The sequence below is a fragment of the Pseudomonas sp. B21-009 genome, from assembly GCF_024749345.1.
GTDB lineage: Bacteria > Pseudomonadota > Gammaproteobacteria > Pseudomonadales > Pseudomonadaceae > Aquipseudomonas.
Genome location: NZ_CP087199.1, coordinates 217,922 through 244,842, shown reverse-complemented (window position 1 = coordinate 244,842; position 26,921 = coordinate 217,922). Strand labels below are relative to the sequence as shown.

The 26,921-nt window shown below is 63.0% G+C and carries 26 protein-coding genes; 7 read left to right on the top strand and 19 right to left on the bottom strand.

What is annotated here, in order from left to right:
* Positions 1 to 30: 30 nt before the first annotated feature.
* From LOY34_RS01075 to LOY34_RS01060, 4 genes are all read right to left on the bottom strand, one after another.
* The gene (locus LOY34_RS01075) at positions 31 to 1,755 is read right to left on the bottom strand and encodes a putative 2-aminoethylphosphonate ABC transporter permease subunit (protein WP_195885438.1); all 1,725 of its coding nucleotides are present in this window, start codon (positions 1,753 to 1,755) and stop codon (positions 31 to 33) included.
* Position 1,756: 1 nt separating this feature from the next.
* Positions 1,757 to 2,821, bottom strand: coding sequence for a putative 2-aminoethylphosphonate ABC transporter ATP-binding protein (locus LOY34_RS01070; RefSeq protein ID WP_045201841.1), 1,065 nt, complete (start codon positions 2,819 to 2,821; stop codon positions 1,757 to 1,759).
* Between the two features lie 122 nt (positions 2,822 to 2,943).
* Positions 2,944 to 3,813 carry a LysR family transcriptional regulator gene (locus tag LOY34_RS01065; RefSeq protein ID WP_093377326.1) on the bottom strand — a complete coding sequence of 290 codons (870 nt, stop codon included), beginning with the start codon at positions 3,811 to 3,813 and terminating at the stop codon, positions 2,944 to 2,946.
* Between the two features lie 7 nt (positions 3,814 to 3,820).
* On the bottom strand, positions 3,821 to 6,082 hold the full coding sequence (locus tag LOY34_RS01060; protein WP_195885437.1) for a heavy metal translocating P-type ATPase: 2,262 nt from the start codon (positions 6,080 to 6,082) through the stop codon (positions 3,821 to 3,823).
* An 82-nt stretch (positions 6,083 to 6,164) separates the two neighbouring features.
* On the opposite strand from LOY34_RS01060, the gene cadR reads away from it, so the two are divergent.
* Positions 6,165 to 6,608, top strand: coding sequence for a Cd(II)/Pb(II)-responsive transcriptional regulator (gene cadR / locus LOY34_RS01055; protein WP_038997693.1), 444 nt, complete (start codon positions 6,165 to 6,167; stop codon positions 6,606 to 6,608).
* Between the two features lie 99 nt (positions 6,609 to 6,707).
* Here the strand turns inward: cadR and LOY34_RS01050 are convergent, their stop codons facing one another.
* Genes LOY34_RS01050 through LOY34_RS01040 form a run of 3 tightly spaced genes read right to left on the bottom strand, consistent with a single transcriptional unit; the run spans position 6,708 to position 9,333 of the window.
* A complete protein-coding gene (locus tag LOY34_RS01050; protein WP_045201834.1) occupies positions 6,708 to 7,679 on the bottom strand; it encodes a thymidylate synthase in 972 nt (323 codons plus the stop codon).
* Between the two features lie 47 nt (positions 7,680 to 7,726).
* A complete protein-coding gene (gene lgt / locus LOY34_RS01045; protein ID WP_045201832.1) occupies positions 7,727 to 8,536 on the bottom strand; it encodes a prolipoprotein diacylglyceryl transferase in 810 nt (269 codons plus the stop codon).
* A 14-nt stretch (positions 8,537 to 8,550) separates the two neighbouring features.
* Entirely contained in the window at positions 8,551 to 9,333 is a 783-nt protein-coding gene (locus tag LOY34_RS01040) for a sulfite exporter TauE/SafE family protein (RefSeq protein WP_045201826.1), read from the bottom strand.
* A gap of 129 nt (positions 9,334 to 9,462) precedes the next feature.
* Here LOY34_RS01040 and LOY34_RS01035 point away from each other — a divergent pair, with 129 nt between their 5' ends.
* Positions 9,463 to 10,209, top strand: a complete 747-nt coding sequence (locus tag LOY34_RS01035) for an NRDE family protein (RefSeq protein ID WP_195885436.1) — start codon at positions 9,463 to 9,465, stop codon at positions 10,207 to 10,209.
* A gap of 48 nt (positions 10,210 to 10,257) precedes the next feature.
* On the opposite strand, the gene ptsP is transcribed toward LOY34_RS01035, so the two are convergent.
* A complete protein-coding gene (gene ptsP, locus LOY34_RS01030) occupies positions 10,258 to 12,537 on the bottom strand; it encodes a phosphoenolpyruvate--protein phosphotransferase (protein ID WP_045201822.1) in 2,280 nt (759 codons plus the stop codon).
* Positions 12,538 to 12,559: 22 nt separating this feature from the next.
* Positions 12,560 to 13,039, bottom strand: a complete 480-nt coding sequence (locus tag LOY34_RS01025) for an RNA pyrophosphohydrolase (protein WP_010222140.1) — start codon at positions 13,037 to 13,039, stop codon at positions 12,560 to 12,562.
* Positions 13,040 to 13,179: 140 nt separating this feature from the next.
* Here LOY34_RS01025 and LOY34_RS01020 point away from each other — a divergent pair, with 140 nt between their 5' ends.
* Positions 13,180 to 13,836 carry an HAD family phosphatase gene (locus tag LOY34_RS01020; protein WP_195885435.1) on the top strand — a complete coding sequence of 219 codons (657 nt, stop codon included), beginning with the start codon at positions 13,180 to 13,182 and terminating at the stop codon, positions 13,834 to 13,836.
* A 46-nt stretch (positions 13,837 to 13,882) separates the two neighbouring features.
* Here LOY34_RS01020 and LOY34_RS01015 read toward each other — a convergent pair whose 3' ends face one another.
* Positions 13,883 to 14,311, bottom strand: coding sequence for a DUF2269 family protein (locus LOY34_RS01015; protein WP_195885434.1), 429 nt, complete (start codon positions 14,309 to 14,311; stop codon positions 13,883 to 13,885).
* Positions 14,312 to 14,352: 41 nt separating this feature from the next.
* A complete protein-coding gene (gene ilvA, locus LOY34_RS01010; RefSeq protein WP_195885433.1) occupies positions 14,353 to 15,867 on the bottom strand; it encodes a threonine ammonia-lyase, biosynthetic in 1,515 nt (504 codons plus the stop codon).
* A gap of 136 nt (positions 15,868 to 16,003) precedes the next feature.
* On the opposite strand from ilvA, the gene rpiA reads away from it, so the two are divergent.
* The gene (rpiA, locus tag LOY34_RS01005) at positions 16,004 to 16,675 is read left to right on the top strand and encodes a ribose-5-phosphate isomerase RpiA (protein WP_010222132.1); all 672 of its coding nucleotides are present in this window, start codon (positions 16,004 to 16,006) and stop codon (positions 16,673 to 16,675) included.
* A gap of 60 nt (positions 16,676 to 16,735) precedes the next feature.
* Here the strand turns inward: rpiA and LOY34_RS01000 are convergent, their stop codons facing one another.
* The 4 genes from LOY34_RS01000 to LOY34_RS00985 form a co-directional block, all read right to left on the bottom strand.
* Positions 16,736 to 17,647: an SdiA-regulated domain-containing protein gene (locus tag LOY34_RS01000; protein ID WP_195885432.1), complete on the bottom strand. Its 912-nt coding sequence runs from the start codon at positions 17,645 to 17,647 to the stop codon at positions 16,736 to 16,738.
* A gap of 86 nt (positions 17,648 to 17,733) precedes the next feature.
* A complete protein-coding gene (locus tag LOY34_RS00995; RefSeq protein ID WP_093377345.1) occupies positions 17,734 to 18,666 on the bottom strand; it encodes an SdiA-regulated domain-containing protein in 933 nt (310 codons plus the stop codon).
* A 151-nt stretch (positions 18,667 to 18,817) separates the two neighbouring features.
* Positions 18,818 to 19,483 carry a fumarylacetoacetate hydrolase family protein gene (locus tag LOY34_RS00990; protein WP_045201812.1) on the bottom strand — a complete coding sequence of 222 codons (666 nt, stop codon included), beginning with the start codon at positions 19,481 to 19,483 and terminating at the stop codon, positions 18,818 to 18,820.
* Between the two features lie 41 nt (positions 19,484 to 19,524).
* Positions 19,525 to 20,922, bottom strand: a complete 1,398-nt coding sequence (locus tag LOY34_RS00985) for an FAD-binding oxidoreductase (protein WP_258664178.1) — start codon at positions 20,920 to 20,922, stop codon at positions 19,525 to 19,527.
* A gap of 172 nt (positions 20,923 to 21,094) precedes the next feature.
* Between LOY34_RS00985 and serA the strand changes: the two genes are divergently transcribed.
* A complete protein-coding gene (serA, locus tag LOY34_RS00980; RefSeq protein ID WP_045201808.1) occupies positions 21,095 to 22,324 on the top strand; it encodes a phosphoglycerate dehydrogenase in 1,230 nt (409 codons plus the stop codon).
* Between the two features lie 56 nt (positions 22,325 to 22,380).
* Here the strand turns inward: serA and LOY34_RS00975 are convergent, their stop codons facing one another.
* Positions 22,381 to 22,857, bottom strand: coding sequence for a DUF4399 domain-containing protein (locus LOY34_RS00975; protein WP_195885431.1), 477 nt, complete (start codon positions 22,855 to 22,857; stop codon positions 22,381 to 22,383).
* 225 nt (positions 22,858 to 23,082) lie between these two features.
* On the opposite strand from LOY34_RS00975, the gene LOY34_RS00970 reads away from it, so the two are divergent.
* Positions 23,083 to 23,853 carry a transporter substrate-binding domain-containing protein gene (locus tag LOY34_RS00970; RefSeq protein WP_195885430.1) on the top strand — a complete coding sequence of 257 codons (771 nt, stop codon included), beginning with the start codon at positions 23,083 to 23,085 and terminating at the stop codon, positions 23,851 to 23,853.
* A gap of 48 nt (positions 23,854 to 23,901) precedes the next feature.
* Here LOY34_RS00970 and LOY34_RS00965 read toward each other — a convergent pair whose 3' ends face one another.
* Together LOY34_RS00965 and LOY34_RS00960 are read right to left on the bottom strand one after the other, a co-directional pair.
* The gene (locus LOY34_RS00965; protein WP_195885429.1) at positions 23,902 to 24,384 is read right to left on the bottom strand and encodes a DUF523 domain-containing protein; all 483 of its coding nucleotides are present in this window, start codon (positions 24,382 to 24,384) and stop codon (positions 23,902 to 23,904) included.
* 1 nt (position 24,385) lies between these two features.
* Positions 24,386 to 25,018 (bottom strand): 2OG-Fe(II) oxygenase, encoded by a 633-nt coding sequence (locus LOY34_RS00960; RefSeq protein ID WP_045201793.1) that lies wholly within the window; start codon positions 25,016 to 25,018, stop codon positions 24,386 to 24,388.
* Positions 25,019 to 25,132: 114 nt separating this feature from the next.
* Here LOY34_RS00960 and LOY34_RS00955 point away from each other — a divergent pair, with 114 nt between their 5' ends.
* On the top strand, positions 25,133 to 25,882 hold the full coding sequence (locus LOY34_RS00955; protein ID WP_045201792.1) for a DUF2059 domain-containing protein: 750 nt from the start codon (positions 25,133 to 25,135) through the stop codon (positions 25,880 to 25,882).
* Here the strand turns inward: LOY34_RS00955 and LOY34_RS00950 are convergent, their stop codons facing one another.
* Complete coding sequence (locus tag LOY34_RS00950) at positions 25,883 to 26,824, bottom strand: alpha/beta hydrolase (RefSeq protein ID WP_258664177.1); 942 nt, start codon at positions 26,822 to 26,824, stop codon at positions 25,883 to 25,885.
* Positions 26,825 to 26,921 lie beyond the last annotated feature (97 nt).

Here is a 26,921-nt window from a genome sequence, read left to right as displayed (position 1 = left end):
CCTTTGAACAGTACAGGTTGGGAGAGGCAATCAGTGACCCGGCGCGCGCTGGCGCCAGGCTTGGGAGCGTTGCAACAGGCCGCGCGAGGCCCAGGCCAGGAGCAGCGAAACGGTGGCGCTGGTAATCAGGATCAGGGTCGACATCGCTGCGGCGCCGCCGACGTTGCCGGCATCATCCATGTTCAGCACGGCGACCGCGGCAAGGATGGTGTCGGGGCTGTAGAGGAAGATCGCCGCCGACACCGTGGTCATCGCCGAGACGAACAGGTAGCGAATGATGTCGAGCAATGCCGGCAGGCAGATCGGCACGGTGACCCGCATGAAGTGCCGATACAGCGGTGCCTTGAGCGACAGCGCGGCAGCCTCGAACTCGCCATCGAGCTGGCGCAGGGCAGTGGTCGCGGTCATGTTGGCGGTGGTCAGGTAGTGAGCAATGGTGCACACCACCAGCAGCGCCATGCTGCCGTAGAACACATGCAGCGGGTTGCTGCTGAGGTTGAAGAAGAACACGTAGCCAAGGCCCAGCACCAGGCCCGGCACCGCCATCGGCACGAAGCTGAGCAGGCGCAGCAGCAGGTTCAAGCTGCGCTGGCCCTTGGTTTTTTCCATCAGGTAGGCGCCGGTGAAAATCACCGCGCTACCGATCAGCGCCGTGCCCAGGGCCATGGTCAGGCTGTTGCGGTAGGCCAGCCAGCCGCCACCGGCGGTTTCGTCGAACTGGTAGTGCTTGAGCGACAGCGACAGGTTGTAAGGCCAGAACTTGACCAGCGATGAGTACACCGCCATGCCCACCACCAGCAACAGCACCGCGCAAATCAGGATGACCACGGCCATGAAGCAGGCATCGCGACGCCGCGACGGCTGTGGCTGGAACACCTGCGCCCGGCCGCTCATCGAATCGCCCTGACGGCGGCGCAGCCAGGCATCGACGGCAAAGCTGAGCAGCGCCGGCACCAGCAGGACCATGCCGATCAAGGCGCCACGGCCGAACTGCTGCTGGCCGACCACGGCCTTGTAGGCTTCCAGCGCCAGCACCTGGTAATCGCCACCGACTACCACCGGCACACCGAAGTCGGTGATGGTCAGGGTGAACACCAGGCAGAAGGCGGCGAACACCGCCTGCCGGGTGGCTGGCCAGGTGATGCTGTGAAACGCCCGCCAAGGCCCGGCGCCCATGCTCGAGGCGGCGTCGAACAAGCGCGCATCGGCCAGCGACAGCGCCGACAACAGGATCATCAGCGCATGCGGAAAGGTGTAGATCGCCTCGCCGAGGACAATGCCCCAGAAGCCGTAGATATTGTCGCTGAGCAGCCCGCGCAGCAGCCCCTGGTTGCCGAACAGATAGACCAGGGCAATGGCCGGTAGCATCGACGGCGCCAGCAATGGCAGCAGCGAAATGCCGCGCCACAGGCCCTTGGCCGGAATCAGTGTACGCTGCAGAGCGTAGGCGAACAGGTAGGCCAGCGGCACCACAATGGCCGCAACGCTGAGCGAGACCTTCAGGCTATTGCCCAGCAGCCAGTGAAAGTTGGCGCTGGCAAACAGTTCGCGAGCAGCGACCAGGCCGCCGCCCTGGCCGGCATCGCTGCTGAAACCGCGCCAGAAGATCGCCAGCAGCGGCATCAATACCGCGACGGTAAGCAAGAGCAGCAGCAACCACTTGCCGCCGACCACGAACAGTCGATCACCCAGCGAAACGCCAGCGCGCTGGCTTACCTTCGCGTGCGCGATCGGCATGGCGATTGGCGCGGCCATCTCAGGCAAACACCTGCAGGCTGCGCGGCGGCAAGGCGACCCAGATGTCCTGGGAGCCCAGGCGCGGCATCGACTCGGGGGCGACTTCGGCAAGCAGGGCATGGCCTGGCAGTTCGTTGAATTCGAAACTCATGCGGCAGCGATTGCCGAGGAAGGTGATCTCGCGCACCCGCGCCGGGAACAGGTTCTCTTCATGCACCGGCGGGTTGACGCTGATCGCTTCCGGGCGGCAGAACAGCCGACCGCTGCGGGCCTGGCTGGCGCCATCGGCCAGGCGCATGTTCAGCGCACCGACCTGGGCATGGCTGTCGCTGTGGCGCTGGAACGGCAGCCAGTTACCCTGGCCAACGAACTCGGCAACGAACGGCGTGGCCGGCTTGTCGTAGATTTCCTGCGGGGTGGCGTACTGCTCGACCTGGCCGTTGTTCATCACCGCGATACGGTCGGCCATCAACATGGCTTCGTCCTGGTTGTGGGTGACCATCAGGGTGGTGATGCCGAGCTGGCGTTGCAGTTGGCGCAATTCGCTGCACAGGTGTTCGCGCACCCGGGCGTCGAGGGCCGACATCGGCTCGTCGAGCAGCAGCAACGACGGTGCCGGGGCCAGGGCTCGGGCCAGAGCCACGCGCTGTTGCTGGCCGCCGGAAAGCTGGCCGGGGTACTTCTTCTCGCTGCCGCTCAGGCCCACCAGCTCAAGCATCTGCGCCACCCGCTGGCGCACTTCGTCACGACCGCTGCCGGCCAGGCCGTAAGCGATATTGGCTTCGACGGTCAGGTTGGGGAACAGCGCATAGGACTGGAACAGAATGCCGTAGTCGCGGGCCTGGGGCGGTAGCTCGGAGATATCACGGTCGCCGATGTACAGGGTGCCGCGATCCTGGCGCTCGAGGCCGGCGATGCAGCGCAGCAGGGTGGTCTTGCCACAGCCGGAGGGGCCCAGCAGGCACACCAGCTCACCGGCGGCGACGTCGAGGGAAACATCGTGCAGGGCGGTAAAGGCGCCGAAGCGCTTGTGGATACCGCGCACTTTCATCTGTGCGCCAGGGTTTGCGACCGGAGTGTTCATGGCAGGACCTCATCGAACGAATGAGGGCCATGCTAGGCGGGCAATGCGAAGGTTCTGTGGCGCAGAGGCAAAAGTTGCCGATAGTGGTATAGGCAGATTTTGGTGTGATGCAAATCCCGCTCCTACACCTCGACCGCCGCCACTTCCTGAGCCAACCCCAGAAACGCCGCCGGCAACCGCGCCTGGCGCCGCTCCTTCAAGCAATACAGATACTCATGCATCAGCGGCGCGCCCTCCAGGCTCAGCACCCGCAGCTCGGGGTTATGCGGCACTTCATGGCGGGCAATGATGCTGATGCCGATATTGCGCAGCACCGCCTCGCGAATCGATTCGCGGCTGCCGATCTCCAGCAGCGAGCCGACCTTCACCCCCGCCGCTTCAAGCATCTGCTCGGTCAGCTTGCGCGTGGTCGAGCCCTGCTCACGTACCAGCAGGCAATGCCCGGCCAGCGCCGACAGCGGCAGCGATTCGCGGCTGGCCAGCACATGGTTGCGATGCACCGCCACCACCAGCGGATCGGTACCCAGCACCCGCCGCACCAGCCGTGCATCCTCGACCAGTTGCGATGAGGCGGCCAGATCGACCCGGTAGTCCTCAAGCAATTCCAGCACTTGCTGGGAGTTGCCGATCTCCACCGACACCTCCACCTGCGGCAAGCGCTCGCGGAAGATCTTCACCAGGTCGAGGATGTAGTACGGCGCCGTGGCAGCGATACGCAAACTGCCCTGGCCCTGGCCACTGTTGCGCAGGAAGAACTCGATATCGGCCTCCTGCTGCAGCAGGGCCTTGACCATCGGCAGCAGCCGCGTGCCGTCGTCACTGAGGGTCAGGCGGCGACCGCCACGGTAGAACAGCTCCACCGCGTACTGGCTTTCGAGGTTGCGGATCTGCGTGGTTACCGTCGGTTGGCTGAGCCCGAGTTTCTTCGCCGCCAGGGTAATGCTGCCCAGGCGGGCAACCATGTAGAAGGCTTTCAACTCGGAACTCAACATAGATCCTCTATTTACGCAGCAGGCGCAGGCCGTTGAAGACCACCAGCAAACTCACGCCCATGTCGGCAAACACCGCCATCCACATGGTTGCCATGCCGGCGAAGGTGACTGCCAGGAAGATCGCCTTGATCCCCAGCGCCAGAACAATGTTCTGAGTCAGGATCGCCGCACTCTGGCGCGAGAGCCTGACGAAGGCCGGGATTTTGCGCAAGTCATCATCCATCAATGCCACGTCGGCGGTCTCGATGGCGGTGTCGGTACCGGCCGCGGCCATGGCAAAGCCGATCTCGGCGCGGGCCAGTGCCGGCGCATCGTTGATACCGTCGCCGACCATGCCGACCCGATGACCCTGGGCGTACAGGTCCTCGATGGTCTTGAGCTTGTCGGCCGGCAGCAGGTTGCCATGGGCCTGGTCGATCCCGACCTGGGCGGCAATCGCCTGGGCCGTGTGCGGATTGTCGCCGGTCAGCATGACAGTCTTGATACCCAGCTCATGCAGCTCGGCAATTGCCTCGCGGCTGCTGTCCTTGACCGTGTCGGCGACGGCGAACAGCGCCAGCGGGCCGGACTTGTCGAGCAGCAGTACAACGGTCTTGCCCTGCCGCTCCAGGGTATCGAGCCGGGCTTCGAGCTGTGCCGAGCACAGGCCCAGCTCCTCGACCAGGCGATGGTTACCGAGGTGATACAGCTCACCGTCGATCTCGCCACGCACACCGCGACCGGCCAGGGCTTCGAAGGCCGTGACCTCGCTCAGGGGCAGTTGCTGCTGATTGGCAAACACCGCAATGGCACGGGATACCGGGTGGTCGGAACGATCGGCAAGGCTTGCCGCCAGCGCCTGGGCGCGGCCTTCGAACAGCGGTTCGAGCACTTCATGGTCGGTTTGCACCGGCTTACCGTGGGTGATGGTGCCGGTCTTGTCCAGGGCCAGGAAGTCGAGCTTGCGCCCGCCCTCCAGGTACACCCCGCCCTTGACCAGAATGCCTTTGCGCGCCGCCGCGGCCAGGCCGCTGACGATGGTCACCGGGGTGGAAATCACCAAGGCACAGGGGCAGGCCACCACCAGCAACACCAGCGCGCGATAGATCCAGTCGAACCAGGCGCCAGCCATGAACAGCGGCGGAATCACCGCCACCGCCAGGGCGAAGGCAAACACCGCCGGGGTGTAGATGCGCGAGAACTGGTCGACGAAGCGCTGGGTCGGCGCCCGCGCGCCCTGGGCTTCTTCCACGGCCTTGATGATCCGCGCCAGGGTCGATTGCCCGGCCGCCGCCGTCACCCGGTACTCCAACGCCCCGGCCTGGTTGATGGTGCCGGCGAACACCTTGTCACCGGGGCCCTTCTCTACCGGCAGGCTCTCGCCGGTGATCGGTGCCTGGTCGATACTCGACTGGCCGCTGACCACCTCGCCGTCCAGGCCGATGCGTTCGCCGGGACGCACGCGCACCAGGTCACCGAGGGCGACCTGCTTGACGTCCAGCTCACGCCACTGGCCATCGGCTTGCTGCACAGTGGCAAGGTCCGGGCTCAACTGCATCAGACCGCCGATGGCGTTGCGCGCGCGGTCCAGCGAGCGCGCTTCGATAAGCTCGGCGACGGTGAAGAGGAACATGACCATGGCCGCTTCCGGCCACTGGCCGATCAGCACCGCGCCGGTCACGGCGATGCTCATCAGTGCGTTGATATTGAGGTTGCCGTTCTTCAGGGCGATCCAACCCTTTTTGTAGGTGCCCAGACCGCAACTGAGGATCGACACCAGGGCGACCAGGGCCACGACCCAGGACGGCGCCAGCTCGGCAAAGTGGATTGCTTCGGCGCCCAGTGCCGCAACACCGGCCAACGCCAGCGGCCACCAGTGTTTTTTCACCGGCGCAGGCGCAGCGCCAGCTTCGTCGCTGGACTCGCTCAACGGGTCGGCCTGCATACCCAGCGAGGCGACCGCCTGCTCGATGGCGACAGTGTCGGCATGAGTGTGGCGCACGCCGAGGATGCGGTTGATCAGGTTGAATTCCAGCTGCTCGACCCCGGCCAGCTTGCCCAGTTTGTTCTGGATCAGGGTCTGTTCGGTCGGGCAATCCATGGCCTCGATGCGAAAGCGGCTCAGGCGCGCACCGGCGCTGCTCGCCTCGCTCAGTTGCACCAGCGCCGGTGCGGCGTCGTGGGAACAGCAGCTGTGGGCGTGCTCGGCATGTTCATGCCTGGCGTGATCATGGCTGTGGTCATGATCGTGAGGAGCTTTACCGGGGGTGTGGCTGACAGGCTGATTCATGGGTTCATCCTTAAATGTCCTGTTGCCAAGTGAACACCCTGTAGCCACTATAGGGTCAAGCCACTTGTCGAGGTATTTGCAGATGAAGATCGGAGAACTGGCCAAGGCCACCGATTGCGCGGTGGAAACCATCCGTTACTACGAGCGGGAAAACCTGCTGCCGGAGCCGGCGCGCAGCGAAGGCAACTACCGGATGTACACCCAGGCCCACGTCGAGCGCCTGACCTTCATCCGCAACTGCCGCACCCTCGACATGACCCTGGAAGAAATCCGCAGCCTGCTGCGCCTGCGCGACAGCCCGGATGACCAGTGCGAAAGCGTCAATGCGTTGATCGACGAGCACATCCAGCACGTCAAGGCGCGCATCGATGGGCTGCAGGCACTGCAGGCGCAACTGCTGGAACTGCGTCAGCACTGCCATCCCAAGGAGGTCCAGTGCTCGATCCTGCAGCATCTTGAGGTCAATGGCGCAGTAACGGCGCCAGAGGCGGAGCATTCACATGTGGGCAGAAGCCACGGGCACTGATTAAGGTACCTGTAGGGGCAGCGGTGCGGCGACCCGACTTGCCCCGCGATGCGATGTGACTGACAGACCGCATCGCGGGTCAAGCCCGCTCCTACAGGATCAGACCGCCATCGGCGCCGTCATCGGTGCGTGGTGCTCGTAGCCTTCGAGGCTGAAGTCGCTCGGTTCGATCTTCTCCAGCCACTCTGGCTCGTACACGCCAGTCTTGGCGAATTCCGGCACGCGATCACTGATCACCAGCTTCGGCGCAGCCAGCGGCTCGCGCTTGAGCTGTTCGCCCAGCATGTCCAGGTGGTTTTCGTAGACATGCGCATCACCGATGAAATAGGTGAACCAGCGCGGCGTGTAGCCGGTCAGGCGGCCCATCAGCGACAGCAGTGCGGCGCCTTCGGTGAGGTTGAACGGCGTGCCCAGGCCCAGGTCGTTGGAGCGGATGTAGAGGGTCAGGGAAATTTCCCTGGTCTCGACATTCGGGTGGAACTGGTACAGCAGGTGGCACGGCGGCAGGGCCATCTCGTCGAGCTGGGCGCAGTTCCAGCCGTGGAACAGGATGCGCCGGCTGCCCGGGTCGTTGTGGATGGTGTCGATGCACTGGCGGATCTGGTCGATGGCCTTGTACAGCACCACGAAGGCTTCGCCGTCTTCCTCGGCCTGGGCGATCTGCTGGAAGCCCTGGCTCTTGGCCAGTTCGATGGCCGCCGGGTTGCTCAGCGGGATGCGCTTGTAGGCCGGCCACTGGCGCCATTGCACGCCGTAGATCTCGCCGAGGTCGTCATGGCCCTGGCGAAACGGGTTGGCCAGCCACTGGGCGTTTTCGTTGGCGTTCTGATCCCAGACCTTGCAGCCCAGCTCACGGAACTCGCCGGCGTTCTTTACGCCACGCAGGAAGCCGACCATCTCGCCGATAGCCGACTTGAACGCCAGCTTGCGGGTGGTGATGGCCGGGAAGCCCTTCTGCAGGTCGAAGCGCAGCATGGCGCCAGGCAGGCTGATGGTGCGGATACCGGTACGGTTACCTTGAAGGGTGCCGTTTTCGATGACGTCGCGGACCAGATCTAGATACTGTTTCATGGCTTACCTGTAGCAAAGACGGCAGGGGATCGCCCTGCCGTGGAAATTCAAACGGCGGCCTTGACCGTGGGTTTGCGGTTGTAGGCCCACCAGATCAGGAAGATGCCACCGACAATCATCGGCACGCAGAGCAACTGACCCATGGTCAACCAGCCGAAGGCGATGTAGCCAAGCTGGGCATCGGGTACCCGCACGAACTCTACGATGAAACGGAAAATACCGTAGAACAGCGCGAACATGCCGGAAACGGCCATGGTCGGGCGCGGTTTGCGCGAGTACAGCCAAAGGATCAGGAATAATGCCACACCTTCCAGGGCGAACTGGTACAGCTGCGACGGGTGACGCGGCAACTGCGCCGGGTCGCTGAACGGCGGGAAGACCATCGCCCACGGCACATCAGTGGCCTTGCCCCACAACTCGGCGTTGATGAAGTTGCCGATACGCCCCGCACCGAGGCCGATCGGTACCAGTGGCGCAACGAAGTCCATCAGCTCGAAGAACGACTTGTTGTTGCGCTTGCCGAACCACAAGGCGGCGAGCATCACGCCGATAAAGCCGCCGTGGAACGACATGCCGCCCTTCCACACTTCGAGGATCAAGGTCGGGTTGGCCAGGTAGGCGTGCAGGTCATAAAACAGCACGTAGCCCAACCGCCCGCCGACAATTACGCCCATGGACAGCCAGAACACCAGGTCCGAGAGTTTTTCGCGGCTCCAGGTCGGGTCGAAGCGGTTCAGGCGACGCGAGGCCAGCAGCCAGGCGCCGCCGATGCCGACCAGGTACATCAGACCGTACCAATGGATTTTGATCCATTTCAGGTCAAGGGCTACTGGATCTATCTGCGGATAAGGCAGCATGGTGACTCCTCTCGTTAAAGCAAAAAGCTAAGGCCGACGCAAAACAGCAGCGCGGCGAACAGCCGCTTGAGCAGGCGTGGCGACAGTTTATGTGCCAGGCGCGCGCCGAAGCGGGCGAAAAACATGCTGGTCAGGGCAATCCCCAGCAGCGCCGGCAGGTACACAAAACCCAGGCTATGGGCGGGCAGGTGCGGGTCGTGCCAGCCGAGCCAGATGAAACTCAGGGCGCTGGCCACCGCAATCGGAAAGCCGCAGGCCGACGAGGTTGCCACCGCCTGCTGCATCGGCAGGCTGCGCCAGGTCAGGAACGGCACGGTCAACGAGCCGCCGCCAATGCCGAAGATCGCCGAGGCCCAGCCGATCACGCTGCCGGCGAGGGTCAGCCCGGGCTTGCCAGGGATGCCGCGGCTGGCCTTGGGCTTGAGGTCGAGGGCCATCTGCGCGGCGATCACCAGAGCGAACACGCCGATGATCTTTTGCAGCATTGGCCCCTGAATGGCCGAGGCAGTCTTGGCACCGATACCCGCACCGACCAGGATCCCCAGGGTCATCCAGACAAAGATCGGCCACTGCACCGCGCCCTTGCGGTGGTGCTCGCGGATGGCATTGACCGAGGTGAAGACAATGGTCGCCAGCGAGGTGCCCACCGCCAGGTGGGTCAGCACCGACGCGTCGAAGCCTTGCAGGGTGAAACTGAACACCAGCACCGGCACGATGATAATGCCGCCACCAACCCCAAACAGCCCGGCCAGCACGCCTGCGCAGGCGCCCAGCGCCAGATAGAGCACGAATTCCATTGTCGCCCCCGTAAATTCAGTCCGGCATGGTAACGGAAGGTAGGCCTGCGGCTCTAGTGAAGACACATTAAGTCGATGGATCGCGTCGGACGCTATCGGTAGAGTGGGCAAAAACACAGAGGTCCACCTATGTGTCTGATCGTCTTTGCCTGGCGGCCTGGGCATGCCCAGCCGCTGATCGTCGCGGCCAACCGTGATGAGTTCTACGCCCGCCCCAGCCGCGTACTGGGGGCCTGGGAAGATGCGCCCGGGGTTTACGCCGGGCGCGACCTGGAAGCCGGCGGCACCTGGCTGGGGGTCGGCCCCAACGGCCGCTTCGCCGCGCTGACCAATATCCGCGACCCGCAGCAACCCCAGGGCGCGCGCTCGCGCGGCGAGCTGGTGGCGGCGTTTTTGCGCGGGGAGCTTGGGGTTGAGGCTTACCTGGATCAGGTGGCCAGCCGCAGCCAGCAATATTCGGGGTTCAACCTGCTGGTCGCCGACAGCACGCAACTGGGTTACCTGAATGCCCGGCAAGCCACGCCGCAGCTGCTGGGCGCCGGGGTTTACGGGTTGTCCAACGCCGGCCTGGATACGCCCTGGCCAAAGCTGGTCAAGGCGCGGGCGGGCTTGCAATTGCAACTGGCCGATCCACAGCCGAAGCGCTTGCTGGAGTTACTTGGGGATAACCTGCCGGCGGCAGACAGCGAGCTGCCAGAGACCGGCGTCGGCCTGGGTACCGAGCGGTTATTGTCGAGCGTGTTCATTGCCAGCCAGAACTACGGGACCCGAGCCAGTACCGTGCTGATTGTCGAGGCCGATGGCCGGCGACATTTAGTGGAGCGCAGTTTTGGACCGCTTGGCGGGCATCTGGGGGAGGTGTGTTTGCAGGTCTGACGCTATCGCTGGCAAGCCAGCGATGGGCTGCAAAGCAGCCCCCAAACCTCACAAAGGCTTGCCCACTCCTGGCCCGATCATCCGCGCCAGGCCCAGGTTCTTCAGGGCCAGCTGCAGCGAGCTGTGGATAACTTGCGGGTTGTCGATGCCCATGGCCTGGGCCAGCAGTTCCTTGGACTTGCTCATGCTGACCTGACGCAACATCCACTTCACCTTGGGCAGGTTGGTAGCGTTCATCGACAGGCTGTCGAAACCCATGGCCATCAGCAGCACCGCCGCCGCCGGGTCACCGGCCATCTCGCCGCAGATGCTCACCGGCTTACCTTCGGCGTGGGCATCGCGCACCACGTTCTGCAGGGCCTGGAGCACCGCCGGGTGCAGGTAGTCATAGAGGTCGGCGACGCGCGGGTTGTTGCGGTCGACCGCTAGCAAATACTGGGTCAGGTCGTTTGAGCCGACCGAGAGGAAGTCCACCTGGCGCGCCAGCTCGCGGGTCTGGTACACCGCCGCAGGGATTTCGATCATCACCCCCACCGGCGGCATCGGCACGTCGGTGCCTTCGTCGCGCACTTCGCCCCAGGCCCGGTGGATCAGGTGCAGGGCTTCTTCGAGTTCGTGAATACCGGAAATCATCGGCAGCAGAATGCGCAGGTTGTTCAGGCCTTCACTGGCCTTGAGCATGGCGCGGGTCTGCACCAGGAAGATTTCCGGGTGGTCGAGGGTGACGCGAATACCGCGCCAGCCGAGGAACGGGTTGTCTTCCTTGATCGGGAAGTACGACAGCGCCTTGTCGCCGCCGATATCCAGGCTGCGCATGGTCACCGGCAGCGGGTGGAAGGCCGCCAGTTGCTCGCGATAGATCGCCAGCTGCTCCTTCTCACTGGGGAAGCGCTGGTTGATCATGAACGGCACTTCGGTGCGGTACAGGCCGACGCCTTCGGCGCCACGCTGCTGGGCGCGAGCGACATCGGCAAGCAGCCCGGTGTTGACCCACAACGGCATGCGGTGGCCATCGAGGGTCACGCAAGGCAGTTCGCGCAGGGCGTCAAGGCCCTGGGCCAGCTGGCGTTCTTCTTCGACGACTTCGGCGTACTGCTTGCGCAGCACTTCGCTGGGGTTGGTGTAGACCTCGCCCTTGTAGCCATCGACGATCATGTCGATGCCGTCGACCTTGGAATACGGCAGGTCGACCAGGCCCATGACGGTCGGAATGCCCATGGCCCGGGCCAGGATGGCAACGTGGGAGTTGCCCGAGCCCAGTACCGAGACCAGGCCGACGAGTTTGCCTTCCGGCACTTCGCCGAGCATCGCCGGGGTGAGTTCTTCGCTGATGAGAATGGTGTTGTCGGGATAGACCAACGACAGCTGACGGGCCTCCTGCAGGTAGGCCAGCAGTCGCCGGCCCAGATCCTTCACGTCCGAAGCCCTCTCGCGCAGGTAGGCGTCGTCCATCAGTTCGAAGCGATTGACGTGCTCGCCGACCACCTGGCGCAGCGCGCCCTGGGCCCACTGGCCGGTCTTGATCACCTGCACCACTTCACCGCCCAGGGCCGCGTCTTCGAGCATCATCAGGTAGACGTCGAACAGCGCGCGCTCTTCCGGGCGCAACTGGGTGGCGAGTTTGGCGGAGAGGTTGCGCATGTCTTCGCGCACCCCTTCCAGGGCGTTGTTGAACAGTTTCAGTTCGGCGTCGATGTCATCAACGGTCTTGTCCGGCACCACATCGAGGTCGGCCGGTGGCAACATGACCACCGCCTTGCCCACCGCAGCGCCGGGTGAACCGGGCACACCGACGAACTTGGCCTCCTGGATACCCTTGCCCTGACGGCCCAGGCCACGGATCGAACCGGTGGCCTCGGCATGGGCGATAACCCCGGCCAGCTGCGCGCTCATGGTCACCAGGAAGGCTTCTTCGCCCTCGTCGAACTGGCGCCGCTCCTTTTGCTGGATGACCAACACCCCGACCACCCGACGGTGGTGGATGATCGGCGCACCGAGAAAGGAAGCAAAGCGCTCCTCGCCGGTTTCAGCAAAGTAGCGATAACGCGGGTGGTCGGCGGCGTTTTCCAGGTTCAGCGGCTCTTCGCGGGTGCCGACCAGGCCCACCAGGCCCTCGTTGGGGGCCATGCTGACCTTGCCGATCGAGCGCTTGTTCAGGCCCTCGGTGGCCATCAGCACGAAGCGGTTGGTCTCGGGGTCGAGCAGGTAGACGGAGCAGACCTGACTGCCCATGGCCTCTTTTACGCGCAACACAATGATCCCCAACGCCGTCTTGAGATCCTTGGCGGAGTTAACTTCCTGGACGATCTTGCGCAGCGTATTGAGCATGGCTCGGGGTCGAACTCCGTCGTCAGTCGCGCGCCAGCAGGCGCGGGGCAAGCTCTTTGAGAGCGCGGCGGTAAACCTCGCGCTTGAATGTCACCACCTGGCCCAGCGGATACCAATAGCTGACCCAGCGCCAGCCGTCGAACTCCGGTTTACCGGTCAAGTCCATTCGCACCCGTTGCTCGTTGGAGACCAGGCGCAGCAGGAACCATTTCTGTTTCTGGCCGATGCACAGCGGTTGGCTGTGGGTACGGACCAGGCGTTGGGGTAAACGATAACGCAACCAGCCGCGGGTGCAGGCAAGAATTTCAACATCATCTCGCTCCAGCCCCACTTCTTCGTTCAGCTCGCGGTACAGGGCATCTTCCGGCGTTTCCTCGGGGTTGATACCTCCCTGGGGAAACTGCCAGGCATCCTGGTTGATCCGTCGAGCCCATAGCACCTGCCCAAGATCATTCGTCAGAATGATCCCGACATTGGGGCGAAAACCATCGGGGTCGATCACGGCAGCAACCTCGCAAACGCATGTCACGGCATTGTTCCACAAAGGTCACAAGGCCAGCAACGCGCCTGTTTACCTTATGTGCACCGATGTGAAAAGTCCGTATTCTGTGGGACTTTTCAGATGTTATGCGAGTGACTTAAATGCGCCTGGCTTTATTCGATCTGGACAACACGCTCCTTTGTGGCGACAGCGACCACGCTTGGGGTGACTACCTGTGCGAACGCGGCATTCTCGACCCGGTCGAGTACCAGAACCGCAACGACGCCTTCTATCAGGACTATCTGGCCGGCAAGCTGGACCTGAACGCCTACCTGAACTTCAGCCTGGAAATCCTCGCGACCACGGAAATGGCGCAACTCGACGAATGGCATCGCGACTTCATGCGCGACTGCGTCGAGCCGATCATCCTGCCCAAGGCCCTGGCCCTGCTGAAAAAGCACCAGGATGCCGGCGACAAACTGGTGATCATCACCGCCACCAACCGTTTCATCACCGGCCCGATCGCCAAGCGCCTGGGCGTACAGACCCTGCTGGCGACCGAATGCGAAATGGTCGACGGCCGTTTCAGCGGGCGCAGTACCGATATACCCTGCTTCCGTGAAGGCAAAGTGACGCGCCTGAACCGCTGGTTGCTGGAAAACGGCTACAGCCTGGACGACAGCTACTTCTACAGCGACTCGATGAACGACCTGCCGCTGCTGGAGCAGGTGGCCAACCCGGTCGCCGTCGATCCGGACCCGAACCTGCGCGCCGAAGCTGAAAAGCGCGGTTGGCCGGTGATCAGCCTGCGCGATTGATCGCCGCTATGGGAGCGACTGCCCGCTCCCACCGAAGCCCGCATGATCAGACCGGCTTGGCACCCATCAGCCCGGCGATGGCGATAAAACAGACACCGCTGAACACCGCCAGCGCCAGGGTGAACTTCGGGTTGCCCACGGCCGGCGCCGTGCGCAGGCGGTTGACCCGCGCCAGCAGCCAGAACCAGCTGAACGCCCCGAAGGTGTAGATCACGCTGGACCCCAGCACCCAGGTCTGGCCCAGCGGCCAGCCAATCAGGTGCACCAGCCACCAGCCGGTGAACGGCATGCTTACCAGGCAGATGCCCATCAACAGCCAGACAAACACCAGTGGCCGGGCCATCAGCCGGGTGTGGGCACTGGCATCGCCCTTGCGGCGCGCAATAAAGGTCCAGATCGCCAGCCCCAGTGCGCTGCCCAGCAGCAATACGGTGGCCAGGATGTGGGCGGTTTTCAGAGTAGTCAGCAGTTCCATTTCTTATTTCTTCCTCAGGCGTTGCCCAACAGCGTAGACGCTCAACCCAGGAACAGCCGGTACGCCGGGTTATCGGTTTCGTCCCAGTACGGGTAGCCAATCTTGGCCAGCGCCGCCGGCACTAGGTGGCGCTCATCATCCGGTACCTGCAGGCCGGCGACCACGCGACCATCGGCCGCGCCATGGTTGCGATAGTGGAACATCGAGATGTTCCAGCGCCCACCCAGCTTGTTGAGGAAGTTGAACAGCGCCCCCGGACGCTCCGGGAACTCGAAACGCAGCACCAGCTCGTCGCTGACCCGCGCCGCATGGCCGCCGACCATGTGGCGGATATGCAGCTTGGCCAGCTCGTTGTCGGTCAGGTCGAGCACCGGGAAGCCTTGCTCGGTCAGGCTCTGGATCAGCGCGCTACGCGGGTCGGTATCCGGATGGGTCTGCACGCCGACAAAGATGTGTGCTTCGCCGTCGGCATGGTAGCGGTAGTTGAATTCGGTGATCTGGCGCTTGCCCACCGCCTCGCAGAAGGCCTTGAAGCTGCCCGGCTGCTCGGGGATGGTCACGGCGATGATGGCTTCGCGGCCCTCGCCCAGCTCGGCGCGCTCGGCAACATGGCGCAAGCGGTCGAAGTTGACGTTGGCGCCGGAGTCGATGGCCACCAGGGTCTGGCCGGCCACGCCATTGAGTTCGACGTACTTCTTGATCCCGGCAACACCCAGGGCCCCGGCAGGTTCGGTGATCGAGCGGGTATCGTCGTAGATATCCTTGATGGCTGCGCAGATCTCGTCGGTACTGACGGTAATCACCGCGTCGACGTAGTCCTTGCAGATGTCAAAGGTGTGCTGGCCGATCTGCGCCACCGCCACGCCATCGGCAAACAGCCCGACCTGCGGCAATACCACGCGTTCACCCGCAGCCATGGCGGCCTGCAGGCAGTTGGAGTCGTCCGGCTCGACGCCGATCACTTTGATTTCCGGGCGCAGGTACTTCACGTAGGCGGCGATGCCGGCAATCAGGCCGCCACCACCAACCGGGACGAAGATCGCGTCCAGTTGCCCCGGGTGCTGACGAAGGATTTCCATGGCCACGGTGCCCTGCCCGGCAATGGTGTGCGGATCGTCATAGGGGTGGATGTAGACATAGCCCTTCTCGTCCACCAGCTTCAGCGAATAAGCCAGCGCTTCCGGGAACGAGTCACCGTGCAGCACCACCTTGGCGCCGCGCGAACGCACGCCTTCGATCTTGATCTCGGGGGTGGTCTTGGGCATCACGATGGTAGCCTTGATCCCCAGCTCACGGGCCGCCAGGGCCACGCCCTGGGCATGGTTGCCAGCCGATGCGGTGACTACGCCACGGGCCAGTTCCTCAGCACTGAGCTGGGCCAGCTTGTTATAGGCACCGCGAATCTTGAACGAGAACACCGGCTGCAAGTCTTCACGCTTGAGCAGGATGTTGTTGCCCAGACGCTTGCTCAGCTGGCCGGCGGTCTGCAACGGAGTTTCGACGGCGACGTCGTAAACGCGCGAGGTGAGGATCTTCTTGACGTACTGTTCGAGCATCGGGAAAGCATCACTGAGCGGTTGGGCGGGGTTTGCGAGTCTACCCCAGCGCCCTGTCGGGCGACCACAGCAAGGCAGGGGTTTTAGCCGCTATACTACGCGCCTTCACGATACTCCTCCCCGCTTCGGAGCCCGCATGACCCAGGACCAACTCAAACAGGCTGTCGCCCAGGCCGCTGTCGATTTCATTCTGCCCAAGCTCGACGACAAGAGCATCGTCGGCGTCGGCACCGGCTCGACCGCCAACTGCTTCATTGATGCCCTGGCCAAGCACAAGACCGCCTTCGACGGCGCGGTCGCCAGCTCCGAAGCGACCGCGGCACGCCTGAAGGGTCATGGCATTCCGGTGTACGAGCTGAACACTGTCAGCGACCTGGAGTTCTACGTCGACGGCGCCGACGAAAGTGACGAGCACCTGAACCTGATCAAAGGTGGTGGCGCGGCCCTGACCCGCGAGAAAATCGTTGCCGCCGTGGCCAAGACCTTCATCTGCATCGCCGACGCCAGCAAGCTGGTACCGGTGCTGGGCGCCTTCCCGCTGCCGGTCGAAGTCATCCCCATGGCCCGCAGCCATGTGGCCCGCCAGCTGGTCAAGCTCGGTGGCGACCCGGTGTACCGCGAGGGTGTGCTGACCGATAACGGCAACATCATTCTCGATGTGCACAACCTGCAGATCACCAACCCGGTCGAGCTGGAAAGCCAGATCAACGCGATTGTCGGCGTGGTCACCAACGGCCTGTTCGCGGCGCGCCCGGCGGATCTGCTGTTGCTGGGGACTTCGGAAGGGGTCAAGAGCCTCAAGGCCTGACAGCATCGCGGGGCAAGCCCGCTCCTACAATGCAGGAGCGGGCTTGCCCCGCGATAATGCCTACTCGGTCGGCTTCTTGAACACGTAAAACAGGTTCGGCTCGCTGACCAGGTAAATGGTCCCCGCATCGTCCATGGCGATGCCTTCGGCCTGCGGCACACTCTTGTTCAAGCCCTGAAAACCCTTGCGCAGCGACAAGGTGCTCAACGGCTTGCCCTGCACATCCAGCTCCAGCACCAGTTGCGACTCATCCGACAGCGCCAGCAAGTGGCCGCTGCGCTCATCGAACTGCAAGCTCGACAGATCCCGCACAAACAACCGCGAATCACGCTTCTGGTCCTGTACCACATGCACCGCATACGGCTGCTCGGGGTTGTCGTGGGGGAAGCCATGCACCTCGTAGATCAGCATCGGGTCGCGCTCCTTGGCGACGAACAGACGCTTGCCGGCCGAGTCGTAGGCCAGGCCTTCAAAGCCTTTGTTGCCATTGAGGCCAATGCCCAGGGTCAGCTGTTCGGCATCCTTGGCGTCGAGAAACGGCGTGTTGTCGGTCAGGCGCACGCGAATCAGGCGCTGCTCGCGCTCATCGGTAATCACATAGCTGTTGGCGCCGACGTACTCCACCGCCTCCGGATCACCAAAGCCGGTCAACGGCACGCGCCGCAGGATACGCCCGTCCAGCGACAGCTCGATCAGCTCGGAACGCTTGTTGGTCACGGTGAACAGGCTGTTGCGGTCAGGGTCGAAGGTCAGCGCCGAGATATCGTCGTCCAGGCCTTCGATGGGTTGCGCCTCAAGCACCACCTGGTATTGATCCAGGCCGATGCTCTGCTCGAACGGCTGCCACCAGGTCTTGAGGTTGAACCAGCCGCGCTCGAACAAACGGTATTGCTGCCCGGCAACGGCGACCAGGAGCAAGGCGAGCAGGCTCGCAACCAGGAAAATCAGCGGCAGGCGGATGTAGCGACGCATTCAGGTGGACTCTTTGGGTGACAGCCTGAATCTTCCCACACTCAACTGAAGCGAAACTTAAATCCTGACGTAGGAAAAGTCTGAAATCACGGCTTTTTGAAACGATAGAACAAGTCCGGCTCACTGACGATGTACAGCGTGCCGTGTTCGTCCATCGCCACGCCTTCGGCGCGCGGAATTCGCTTCTTCAGGCCGTTGAAGCCGCCCAGCAGGGTCATGAAGCTGACCTGCTCGCCCTTCTCGTCCAGCTCCAGGAGCATGTTGGAGTCGGCCGACAGCACCAGCAGATGCCCGGTGCGCGGGTCGACACCCAGCGCCGAGAGGTTGCGCAGGTCCAGTTCGTCGCTTGGCAGCGGCTGCTTGTCGCCGGTCAGCGGGCTGTGGCCGTCGCTTTTCCAGGTGAACAATGCCGGCGGCCGCTCTTCGCCGAGGATGATGCGCTGCTGCAGAGGGTCCCAGGCCACGGCTTCGAAGGCCTTGTTCTGGTTTGCCGAGGGGCCGAGGTCGTATTGGGGGAAATCGGCGATGTTCAGCGACTTGGTGTCGGCAGCAAGGGTGACGATGGTCATCTTGTGATCGCGCTCGTCGACGATCGCCAGGCGCCCGCCTTCAAGCACGGCCACGCCCTCGGGGTTGCTCCAGCCCACCAGGGGCATCTTGCGCAGCACATCGCCTTCAAGGGTCAGTTCGACCAGAAAGGGATTCTTGCCCATGACCGCGAACAGAGTTTTGCTCACCGGGTTGTAGGACAGGTCTGAAGCTTCATCGTCCTCCATGCCCGGCAATACCTTGGCATCGATATCGACCTGGTAGTCCGGCAACCAGATGCTCGCCTGTTGCTCGCTCTGGCTTTCGAAACGCTCCTGCAACCAGAGCAGGCCACGGTCATCCCAATGCATGGCGATCGCCACGCCATAGCCGATGATCGCCGCGGCCACCAGCCAGGTGGACCAGCGCAGGGCCAGGCCACGCTTGCGCGCAGGCGGCAGGGAATTGCTCGAAGGAAGAGGAGTGGCCATGGATTTGTGCTCTTTTTGCCAGTTGATAACACCGTACCGGCACATTTCGCAGAGCCAGGTCCGCAAGCATTATCCGGATCGATTGTGAAAAAAATGGCAAAAGCCGACGGGCAGTATGGCAGCCAGTATTTCTGGCTGCCACGTCGGTGGTTCAGAGCACCTGGCTTTCGAAACGGCTGACGCCTGGCAGTTCGAGCACCAGTTGGTCGCCGGGGTTGAGCGGGCCGACGCCAACCGGGGTACCGGTGAGGATCACGTCGCCGGCCAGCAGCGAGAATTGCGTGGCCATGTGCTGGATCATCGGCACGATCGGGTTGAGCATCAGCGCGCTGTTGCCGTCCTGGCGCACCTCACCGTTGAGGGTCAAGCGGATGCCGATGTCGGTCAGGTCCTCAAAGGCACCGACCGGCACGAACGGCGGCAGCACGCAGGCGCCATCGAAGCACTTGGAGCGCTCCCACGGCAGGCCCTTCTCTTTGAGTTGCGCCTGCAGGTCGCGCAGGGTCAGGTCCAGGGCCGGGGCAAAGCCGGAGATGGCGTCGAGCACTTCTTCTTCGGTGGGGCTGGTGGACAGCGACTTGCCGAGCAATACGGCAATTTCCGTCTCGTAGTGCACCGAGCCACGCTCGGTCGGGATCTTGAAGCCGCTGTCGAGCGGCACCACGCAACTACCCGGCTTGATGAACAGCAGCGGCTCACTCGGGATCGGGTTATCCAGCTCTTTGGCGTGCTCTGCATAGTTGCGCCCGATGCACACCACCTTGCCCAGCGGAAAGTGAATACGCGTGCCGTCTACATACTGGTGCTGATAGCTCATTACCGACTCCTGGCGCTATTGGATGCTCTTGTGCCTGTGGCTTACTCGACCGCGAAGATCTTGCCCGGGTTCATGATCCCGTTAGGATCGAACGCCGCCTTCACTGCTTTCATGTATTCGATTTCGACCGGCGAACGGCTGTAGGTCAAGTAGTCGCGCTTGGTCATGCCGACGCCATGCTCGGCAGAGATCGAGCCGTTGTACTTCTCGACGGTCTCGAACACCCACTTGTTGACCGTCGCGCACTTGGCAAAGAACTCGTCCTTGCTCAGGTTGTCGGGCTTGAGGATGTTCAGGTGCAGGTTGCCGTCGCCGATGTGGCCGTACCAGACCACTTCGAAGTCCGGGTAGTTATCGGCGACGATCGCGTCGATATCCTTGAGAAACGCCGGCACTTTCGACACGGTCACGGAAATGTCGTTCTTATACGGGGTCCAGTGCGAGATGGTCTCGGAGATGTACTCGCGCAACTTCCACAGGTTCTGCAGTTGCTGCTCGCTCTGGCTCATGACGCCGTCGAGCACCCAGCCCTGCTCGACGCAGTGCTCGAAAGTGGCCAGGGCATCATTGGCCACCTCTTCGTTGCTGGCTTCGAACTCCAGCAAGACATAGAACGGGCAGTCGGTTTCGAACGGTGCCGGCACGTCGCCACGGCCCATGATCTTGGCCAGGGCCTTGTCGGAAAAGAACTCGAAGGCTGTCAGGTCGAGCTTGGCGCGAAACGCGTGCAGCACCGGCATGATCGAGTCGAAATCCGGGGTACCGAGGACCATCGCCGTGAGGTTGTTCGGCGCCCGATCCAGGCGCATGGTCGCCTCGACCACAAAGCCCAGGGTGCCCTCGGCGCCGATGAACAGCTGGCGCAGGTCGTAGCCGGTGGCGTTCTTGATCAGGTCCTTGTTCAGCTCGAGCAGATCGCCCTTGCCGGTGACGACCTTGAGGCCGGCCACCCAGTTGCGGGTCATGCCGTAGCGAATAACCTTGATCCCGCCGGCATTGGTGCCGATATTGCCGCCAATCTGGCTGGAACCTGCCGAGGCAAAGTCCACTGGGTAGTAGAGGCCCTGGTCTTCGGCAAAATCCTGTAGCTGCTGGGTAACCACCCCCGGCTGACAGACCACCGAGCGGTCGAACTCGTTGAAATCGAGAATCTGGTTCATGTAGTCGAACGCCACGACCACCTCGCCATTGGCCGCCACCGCTGCAGCTGATAGCCCGGTGCGACCGCCCGACGGCACCAGGGCGACCTTGTGCCGGTTGGCCCAGCGAACGATGGCCTGGACCTGGTCGATGCTCTTGGGGAAGACGATGGCCGAGGGCGCGGGGGCGAAGTGCTTGGTCCAGTCCTTGCCGTAAGCCTCAAGGGAGGCCGCATCGGTCAGCACCTTGCCGGGCTCTACCAGGGTCATCAGCTCATCAATCAGCGCAGAATCGGTCATCGATAGAACTCTCGAACTATTCATAGTCACCCTGAGCACTCTTCACGTCCCAGGGATGGGCGTATCGGGGGGTACTCATGCTAGCATACGCCCCCCGCTGATCGTGCTTCAGGCCGATGCTGCGAGAGCTTCACTTCCCTGCCATTTTTCTCCGGGACACAGGTTTACGCAGATGAGCAAGACTTCTCTCGATAAGAGCAAGATCAAGTTCCTTCTTCTCGAAGGCGTCCACCAATCCGCCGTGGACGTCCTCAAGGCCGCCGGGTATACCAGCATCGAGTACCTCACCGGTTCTCTGCCCGACGCTGAGTTGAAAGAAAAGATCGCTGATGCCCATTTCATCGGCATCCGCTCGCGCACTCAACTGACCGAAGAGGTTTTCGACTGCGCCAAGAAACTGGTCGCTGTCGGCTGTTTCTGCATCGGTACCAACCAGGTTGACCTGAACGCCGCTCGTGAGCGCGGTATCGCCGTGTTCAACGCGCCGTACTCCAACACCCGCTCGGTGGCCGAGCTGGTGCTGGCCGAAGCGATCTTGCTGCTGCGCGGCATCCCCGAGAAAAACGCTTCCTGCCACCGTGGCGGCTGGATCAAGAGCGCGGCCAACTCCTTCGAGATCCGCGGCAAGAAGCTGGGCATCGTCGGCTACGGCTCGATCGGCACGCAACTGTCGGTCCTGGCCGAAAGCCTGGGCATGCAGGTGTTCTTCTTCGACCCGCTGACCAAGCTGCCACTGGGCAACGCGACCCAGGTCACCAGCCTCAACGAACTGCTGGGCCTGGCCGACATCGTCTCGCTGCACGTGCCTGAGCTGCCATCCACCCAGTGGATGATCGGCGAGAAAGAAATCCGCGCGATGAAGAAGGGCTCGATCCTGATCAACGCCGCCCGCGGTACCGTGGTCGAGCTGGATCACCTGGCTGCGGCGATCAAGGACAAGCACCTGATTGGCGCCGCCATCGACGTGTTCCCGGTCGAGCCACGCTCCAACGACGAGCAGTTCGAAAGCCCGCTGCGTGGCCTGGACAACGTGATCCTGACCCCGCACATCGGCGGTTCCACCGCTGAAGCCCAGGCCAACATTGGTCTGGAAGTGGCCGAGAAGCTGGTCAAGTACAGCGACAACGGTACTTCCGTGTCGTCGGTCAACTTCCCTGAAGTGGCCCTGCCGGCGCACCCGGGCAAACACCGTCTGCTGCACATCCACGAAAACATTCCGGGCGTCCTCAGCGAAATCAACAAAGTGTTCGCCGAAAACGGGATCAACATCTCCGGTCAGTTCCTGCAGACCAACGAGAAAGTCGGTTACGTGGTCATCGACGTTGACGCCGAGTACTCGGACCTGGCGCAAGAAAAACTGCAACAGATCAAGGGCACCATCCGTTCCCGCGTTCTGTTCTAAGTTTTCCGTGCGACAAAAAAGGGAGGCCGTGATGGCCTCCCTTTTTTATGCCCGCCTTACTTGACGGTAACGGTGATCTTCTTCGACTCGACGCTTGGCTTGAACGGCACGTGGAACTTGTCGCCCAGCACCAGTTGCAGGGTGTGCTTGCCCGGGGTCAGGGTCAGTTGTACTTCAGTCTGTGCCTTGCCGAAGTGCAGCACTTGCGGGCCAGCCGCCAGCGGCGCGTTGTTTTCCGGCAGCAGGCTGGTTGGCAGTACCTGGTCGGCTGCAGGTTCTTGATCGACGTCCACCAGCAAGTGGTGGTGGCCGCTATGCGGGGTCTGATCACCCGCCGGCTTGAGCTCCATGCCCTCGATGCCGAATTTGACGGTGAAGGTCTTGTCGACCGTGGCGCCATCGGCCGGGGAAACGATGAAGACCTTGGCGGCTTTTGGCGGCTCCTGGCTTTTCAGGCCATCGGCGGCAGCGGCAAAGGCCGAGACCCCCATCAGCAATCCGGCGACGGCTGCACGCGAAAATAGGCTTTTCATTCACTTCTCCTGTGTTTTACTTCAATAACCCTTGCCACTGAACGAACGGCAACGGTGGATTACCATAGTCCAAATGCGTCAAAACATGTTTAACAACGGTGACAGAAAAATTTCGCCGCCCGTTAAACATCCTCCACCTGACGTGGTCTTAAGTTGTGTTCGACCGTGACAACACCAGAAAGTCGCGGCGACTCGATTTCACTGCCAAGCATTCAAGGGGCTTAAATGCGTTTTGCCATTGGGGTACTACTTGCCACCCTGCTCAGCCCATGGGCACAGGCCGAGCTGATCGACGACGTCAACGACCGCGGTGAACTGCGCATTGCCGTAGAAGCCAACATGGCGCCGTTCAATTTCAAGGACGAAAACAAAAAGCTGAGCGGTTTTGAAGTCGAGCTGGGGGAGTTGCTGGCCAAAGAACTCGATCTGCGCGCAGACTTTGTCGTGGTTGAATCCAACGACTTGCTGCAAGGTGTTGAAAGCGGCAAATACGACATCGCCCTCAACCACGTCACCGCGACCCCGGAGCTCAAGGAACGCCTGGACTTCAGCGAGCCCTACGCCTATTCCAGCGCCCAGTTGATCGTACGCAAAGAAGAAAAGCGCCCACTGAGCACCCTTGAGGCATTCAAGGGCCATAGCCTGGGCGTCGTCCAGGGCAGCCAGTTCGCCGAGCAGGCGCGGGTGGTCGAAGGCGTGGACCTGCGCAGCTACGCGGATGCCATGCAGCCGATCAAAGACGTGGCCAGCGACCAGATCGATGCCGCCATCAGCGACCGTTTGCTGGTGCCCTATGCCATCCGCGACAGCCAGCAAGCGGTGAGCAAGGGGGCCACCGTTGGCCCGATCCTGACCCTGGCGATTCCGTTTCAGAAGGGAAACCCGGCGTTCCAGAGCGCTGTGGACAACGCCCTGCAGCGAATCAAGGCCGATGGCCGCTTGAGCGAGCTGTCGCAGAAGTGGTTCGGGATGGATGCGAGCAAGCCGCCGAAGTAACAAAAGCTTCGCGGGGCAAGCCCGCTCCCACCGGGCCCCGCGATGGTGTTAAAGCTGTTTCAAGGCTTGCTCTGCCGCCTCAAGCTCCAGCTCACTGAACACCTGCACCCCTTCCCGGCGCAGTAACGCCACAGTCACCCCTTCGCCGGTGACTTTGGTGCCACTGAAGGTACCGTCATAAGTCAGCAGATTGCCACACGAAGGACTGCCTGACTTGAGTACCGCGATACGGATGCCATGCCGCCGCACCAGCTCCAGCGCCCGCTGCGCACCGGCCAGAAATTGCACACTGACATCCTCGCCCGTGACGGTCAGTACCTGCGTGTCACCTTCGAGCACCGCTGCGCCCTGCCCACCGGGGATCTCCGCCGGTGGCCGTGGCGTTGGCAAGCCGCCGGCCACTTCAGGGCACAAAGGCACGATGCGCCCCTGGTTTTGCCACTGCTGGAGCAATTCCGGATGGCCGCTGGCGCGTCCGTCATAGCGCACCGGCTGGCCGAGCAGGCAGGCACTGACCAGAACCTTGTGCATCTCAGAACGGCTCGTTGCCACGGCGGCGGAACCAGCCGGTCAAGGACAGGCGGTCGCGGTGGGCCGGCAGCACCTCATGGGGGACTTCGCCGGAAAGGAATATCACCAGGCAACCGCCGATCGGTGGCACGTCGTGCTCGACATCACCCTTGAGGGTCATGCGTAGCTGGCCGCCATGTTCGGGCTGCCAGCCTTCATTGAGGTAGATCACCGCCGAAACCATGCGCCGGTCGTCGTCGCGAAAGCGGTCAAGATGTTTGCGATAAAAGGCACCCGGCGGATACAGGGCGAAGTGGCACTCGAAGTCCTCAAGACCGAGGAACAGCCCGCGATTGAGGGCCAGGCGCAGGCTGTCCATCAGCGCCAGGTAGTGGTCGCAAGGCTCGGCCTGGCCGGGCTCCAGCCACTGGATGCGGTCGCCGCGGATGCCCTCGCGGACCTCCTGGGCAACGCCCCGACCCACGGCTGCCGGTTCCAGTTCGCCCTCGGCGGCGCGTTTGCGGCACTCGGCCGCCAGCGCCAGGGTCAGAGGCTCTGGAAGAAAGGTATCTTGCTGCGACCAGCCACGGGTGGCCAGGTCGTCGACGATGCGCAACAGCAGGGGGTCATCAGGGGATATGTGCATGTCGCGCATAGTATCGATCTGCTGCGAAATCCGACAGCGCCACTTGGCCGAGAGTATGCAATGGCTTCTCGACAAAGCCCCGCCATGGCAAGGACAATAGCGCCCTGCCGACAGGAGTCCTGAATGCGCCGTTTGTTTTTACTGCTGATGATGATCTGCACCACGCCTGTCTGGGCAGACAGCCTCGACCAACTCTACAAGGTCGCCGGCTGGCCCGAGCAGCGCGCCCACTTTACCGATGCCCTCGATGCCGCCCAGCAGCGCTATCGCAACAGCCTGCCGCCTGCGGTTTACCAGGCGCTGGTCAATAACAGCAATCAGCGCTTCCAGGCCCAGGCCGTGGATAAACGCGCCGAGGCCCAATTGCGCGCCAATCTCAGCGATCCAGCGCCGGCCCTGGCGTTCTTCCAGTCGCCGCTGGGGCGCAAGATCGTCGCCGCCGAACTGCTCGCCACCCGTCGCGACCAGTTGGCCAAGAATGCCAAGGGCCTGCCCAAGGTCCAGGCCAGCGACAACCGCCTGCTGATCATCGGCCACCTGGCCCAGGCCCTGCCGGCCCGTGAAGCCGGTGCCGAAGTGAGCCTGGCGATTGCCGGGGTCGCCGCCGACAGCCTCAGCCAGATGATCCCCGGCCTGCTCGGTGGCGGCCAGGCCCAGGGCCTGCTCGACGGCCAGCGCCAGCGTTTGATGGAGCAGATCGGCAGCGAGCTGAACAACACCTTGCTGTACGTCTATCGCGACCTGTCCGACGCCGAGCTTGAAGAGTTCGCCACCTTTGCCGAATCCGCTGAAGGCAAGGCTTACTACAAGGCGGCCCTGGCGGCGATCCGCGCCGGCCTTGCGGTGGGCCAGGAAACCTCGCAGCTGAAGTGATCAGCCCAGGCGCTGGTCGATGAACTCGAAATAGCGCGCGCGAATCGCCGGCAGCTCGTTGGCCAGGTGATGCCGCGCTTCGGGGATCATCAGGATCCGCGGCGCGGCGAACTTCTCCCCCAGCACCTTGAGGTTGTACGGCCAGTCGACCGTCATGTCGCATTCGCCCTGGATGATCAGCGGCTGGCGCGGGCTGAGCGGCGCCGCCTCGATACGCTTGACCCAATCGAGCAGCGCCCCGACCCAAGCCGTCGGCAGGCGCCTTGGCTGTAGCGGGTCAGCCAGCAGGAACGGCAAAAAAGTCGGGTCGTTGCTGTTCTCGCTAAAGCGCCGTTCGATGCCGTTGACGAACGGCTTGAGCACCCGGTAGCTGAACTTCGACCAGCGCCAGGCCCGCGGCCGTACCAGCGGCGCCAGCAGGATCACCTCGCCCTGGGCCGGGCTCTGGGCGCCGTGATGCAGCAGATGGTCGACGACGATGGCGCCACCGGTGCTCTGCCCGAACAGGTGCCAGGGCTGCGGCAATTCCAGGCTGCGGGCCTGCTCGAACAACGCATGCAGCACCTGCTGGTAGGCGCTGAAATCATCGATGCTGGCCCGCTCGCCGCTGGACAGCCCGTGCCCAGGCAAGTCGCAGGAGATCACCGCATAGTGCTGGTCCAGCGCCCAGTCGATGACATGCCGGTACAGGCCCATGTGATCGTAAAAGCCATGCAGCAGAATCAGCGTTGCCACTGGCGCTGCCGGCAGCCACACCTGGCCGACCACCTCGAAACCTGCGGCGTCGAAGCGCCCGAGCCAGCTCTGCGGGGCCTCTTCGCGGGCGGGCAGATCCAGCCCGTAGAAGCGCTGATAGGCCTGGCCCTGCGTCGACAGCGGCTGCCGCGCCGCCAGGGAGGTCAGGCTGGCACGTAGGGAGTCGTGCTGAAATGACGCGGGCATAAAAGAATTCCAGACGCAAAAGCGGGTTATTGACCTGTGATATTCATCTGTCGCCGCCGGCATGGCAAGCTAAGCGACTTTTTTCGGACACTGCCGA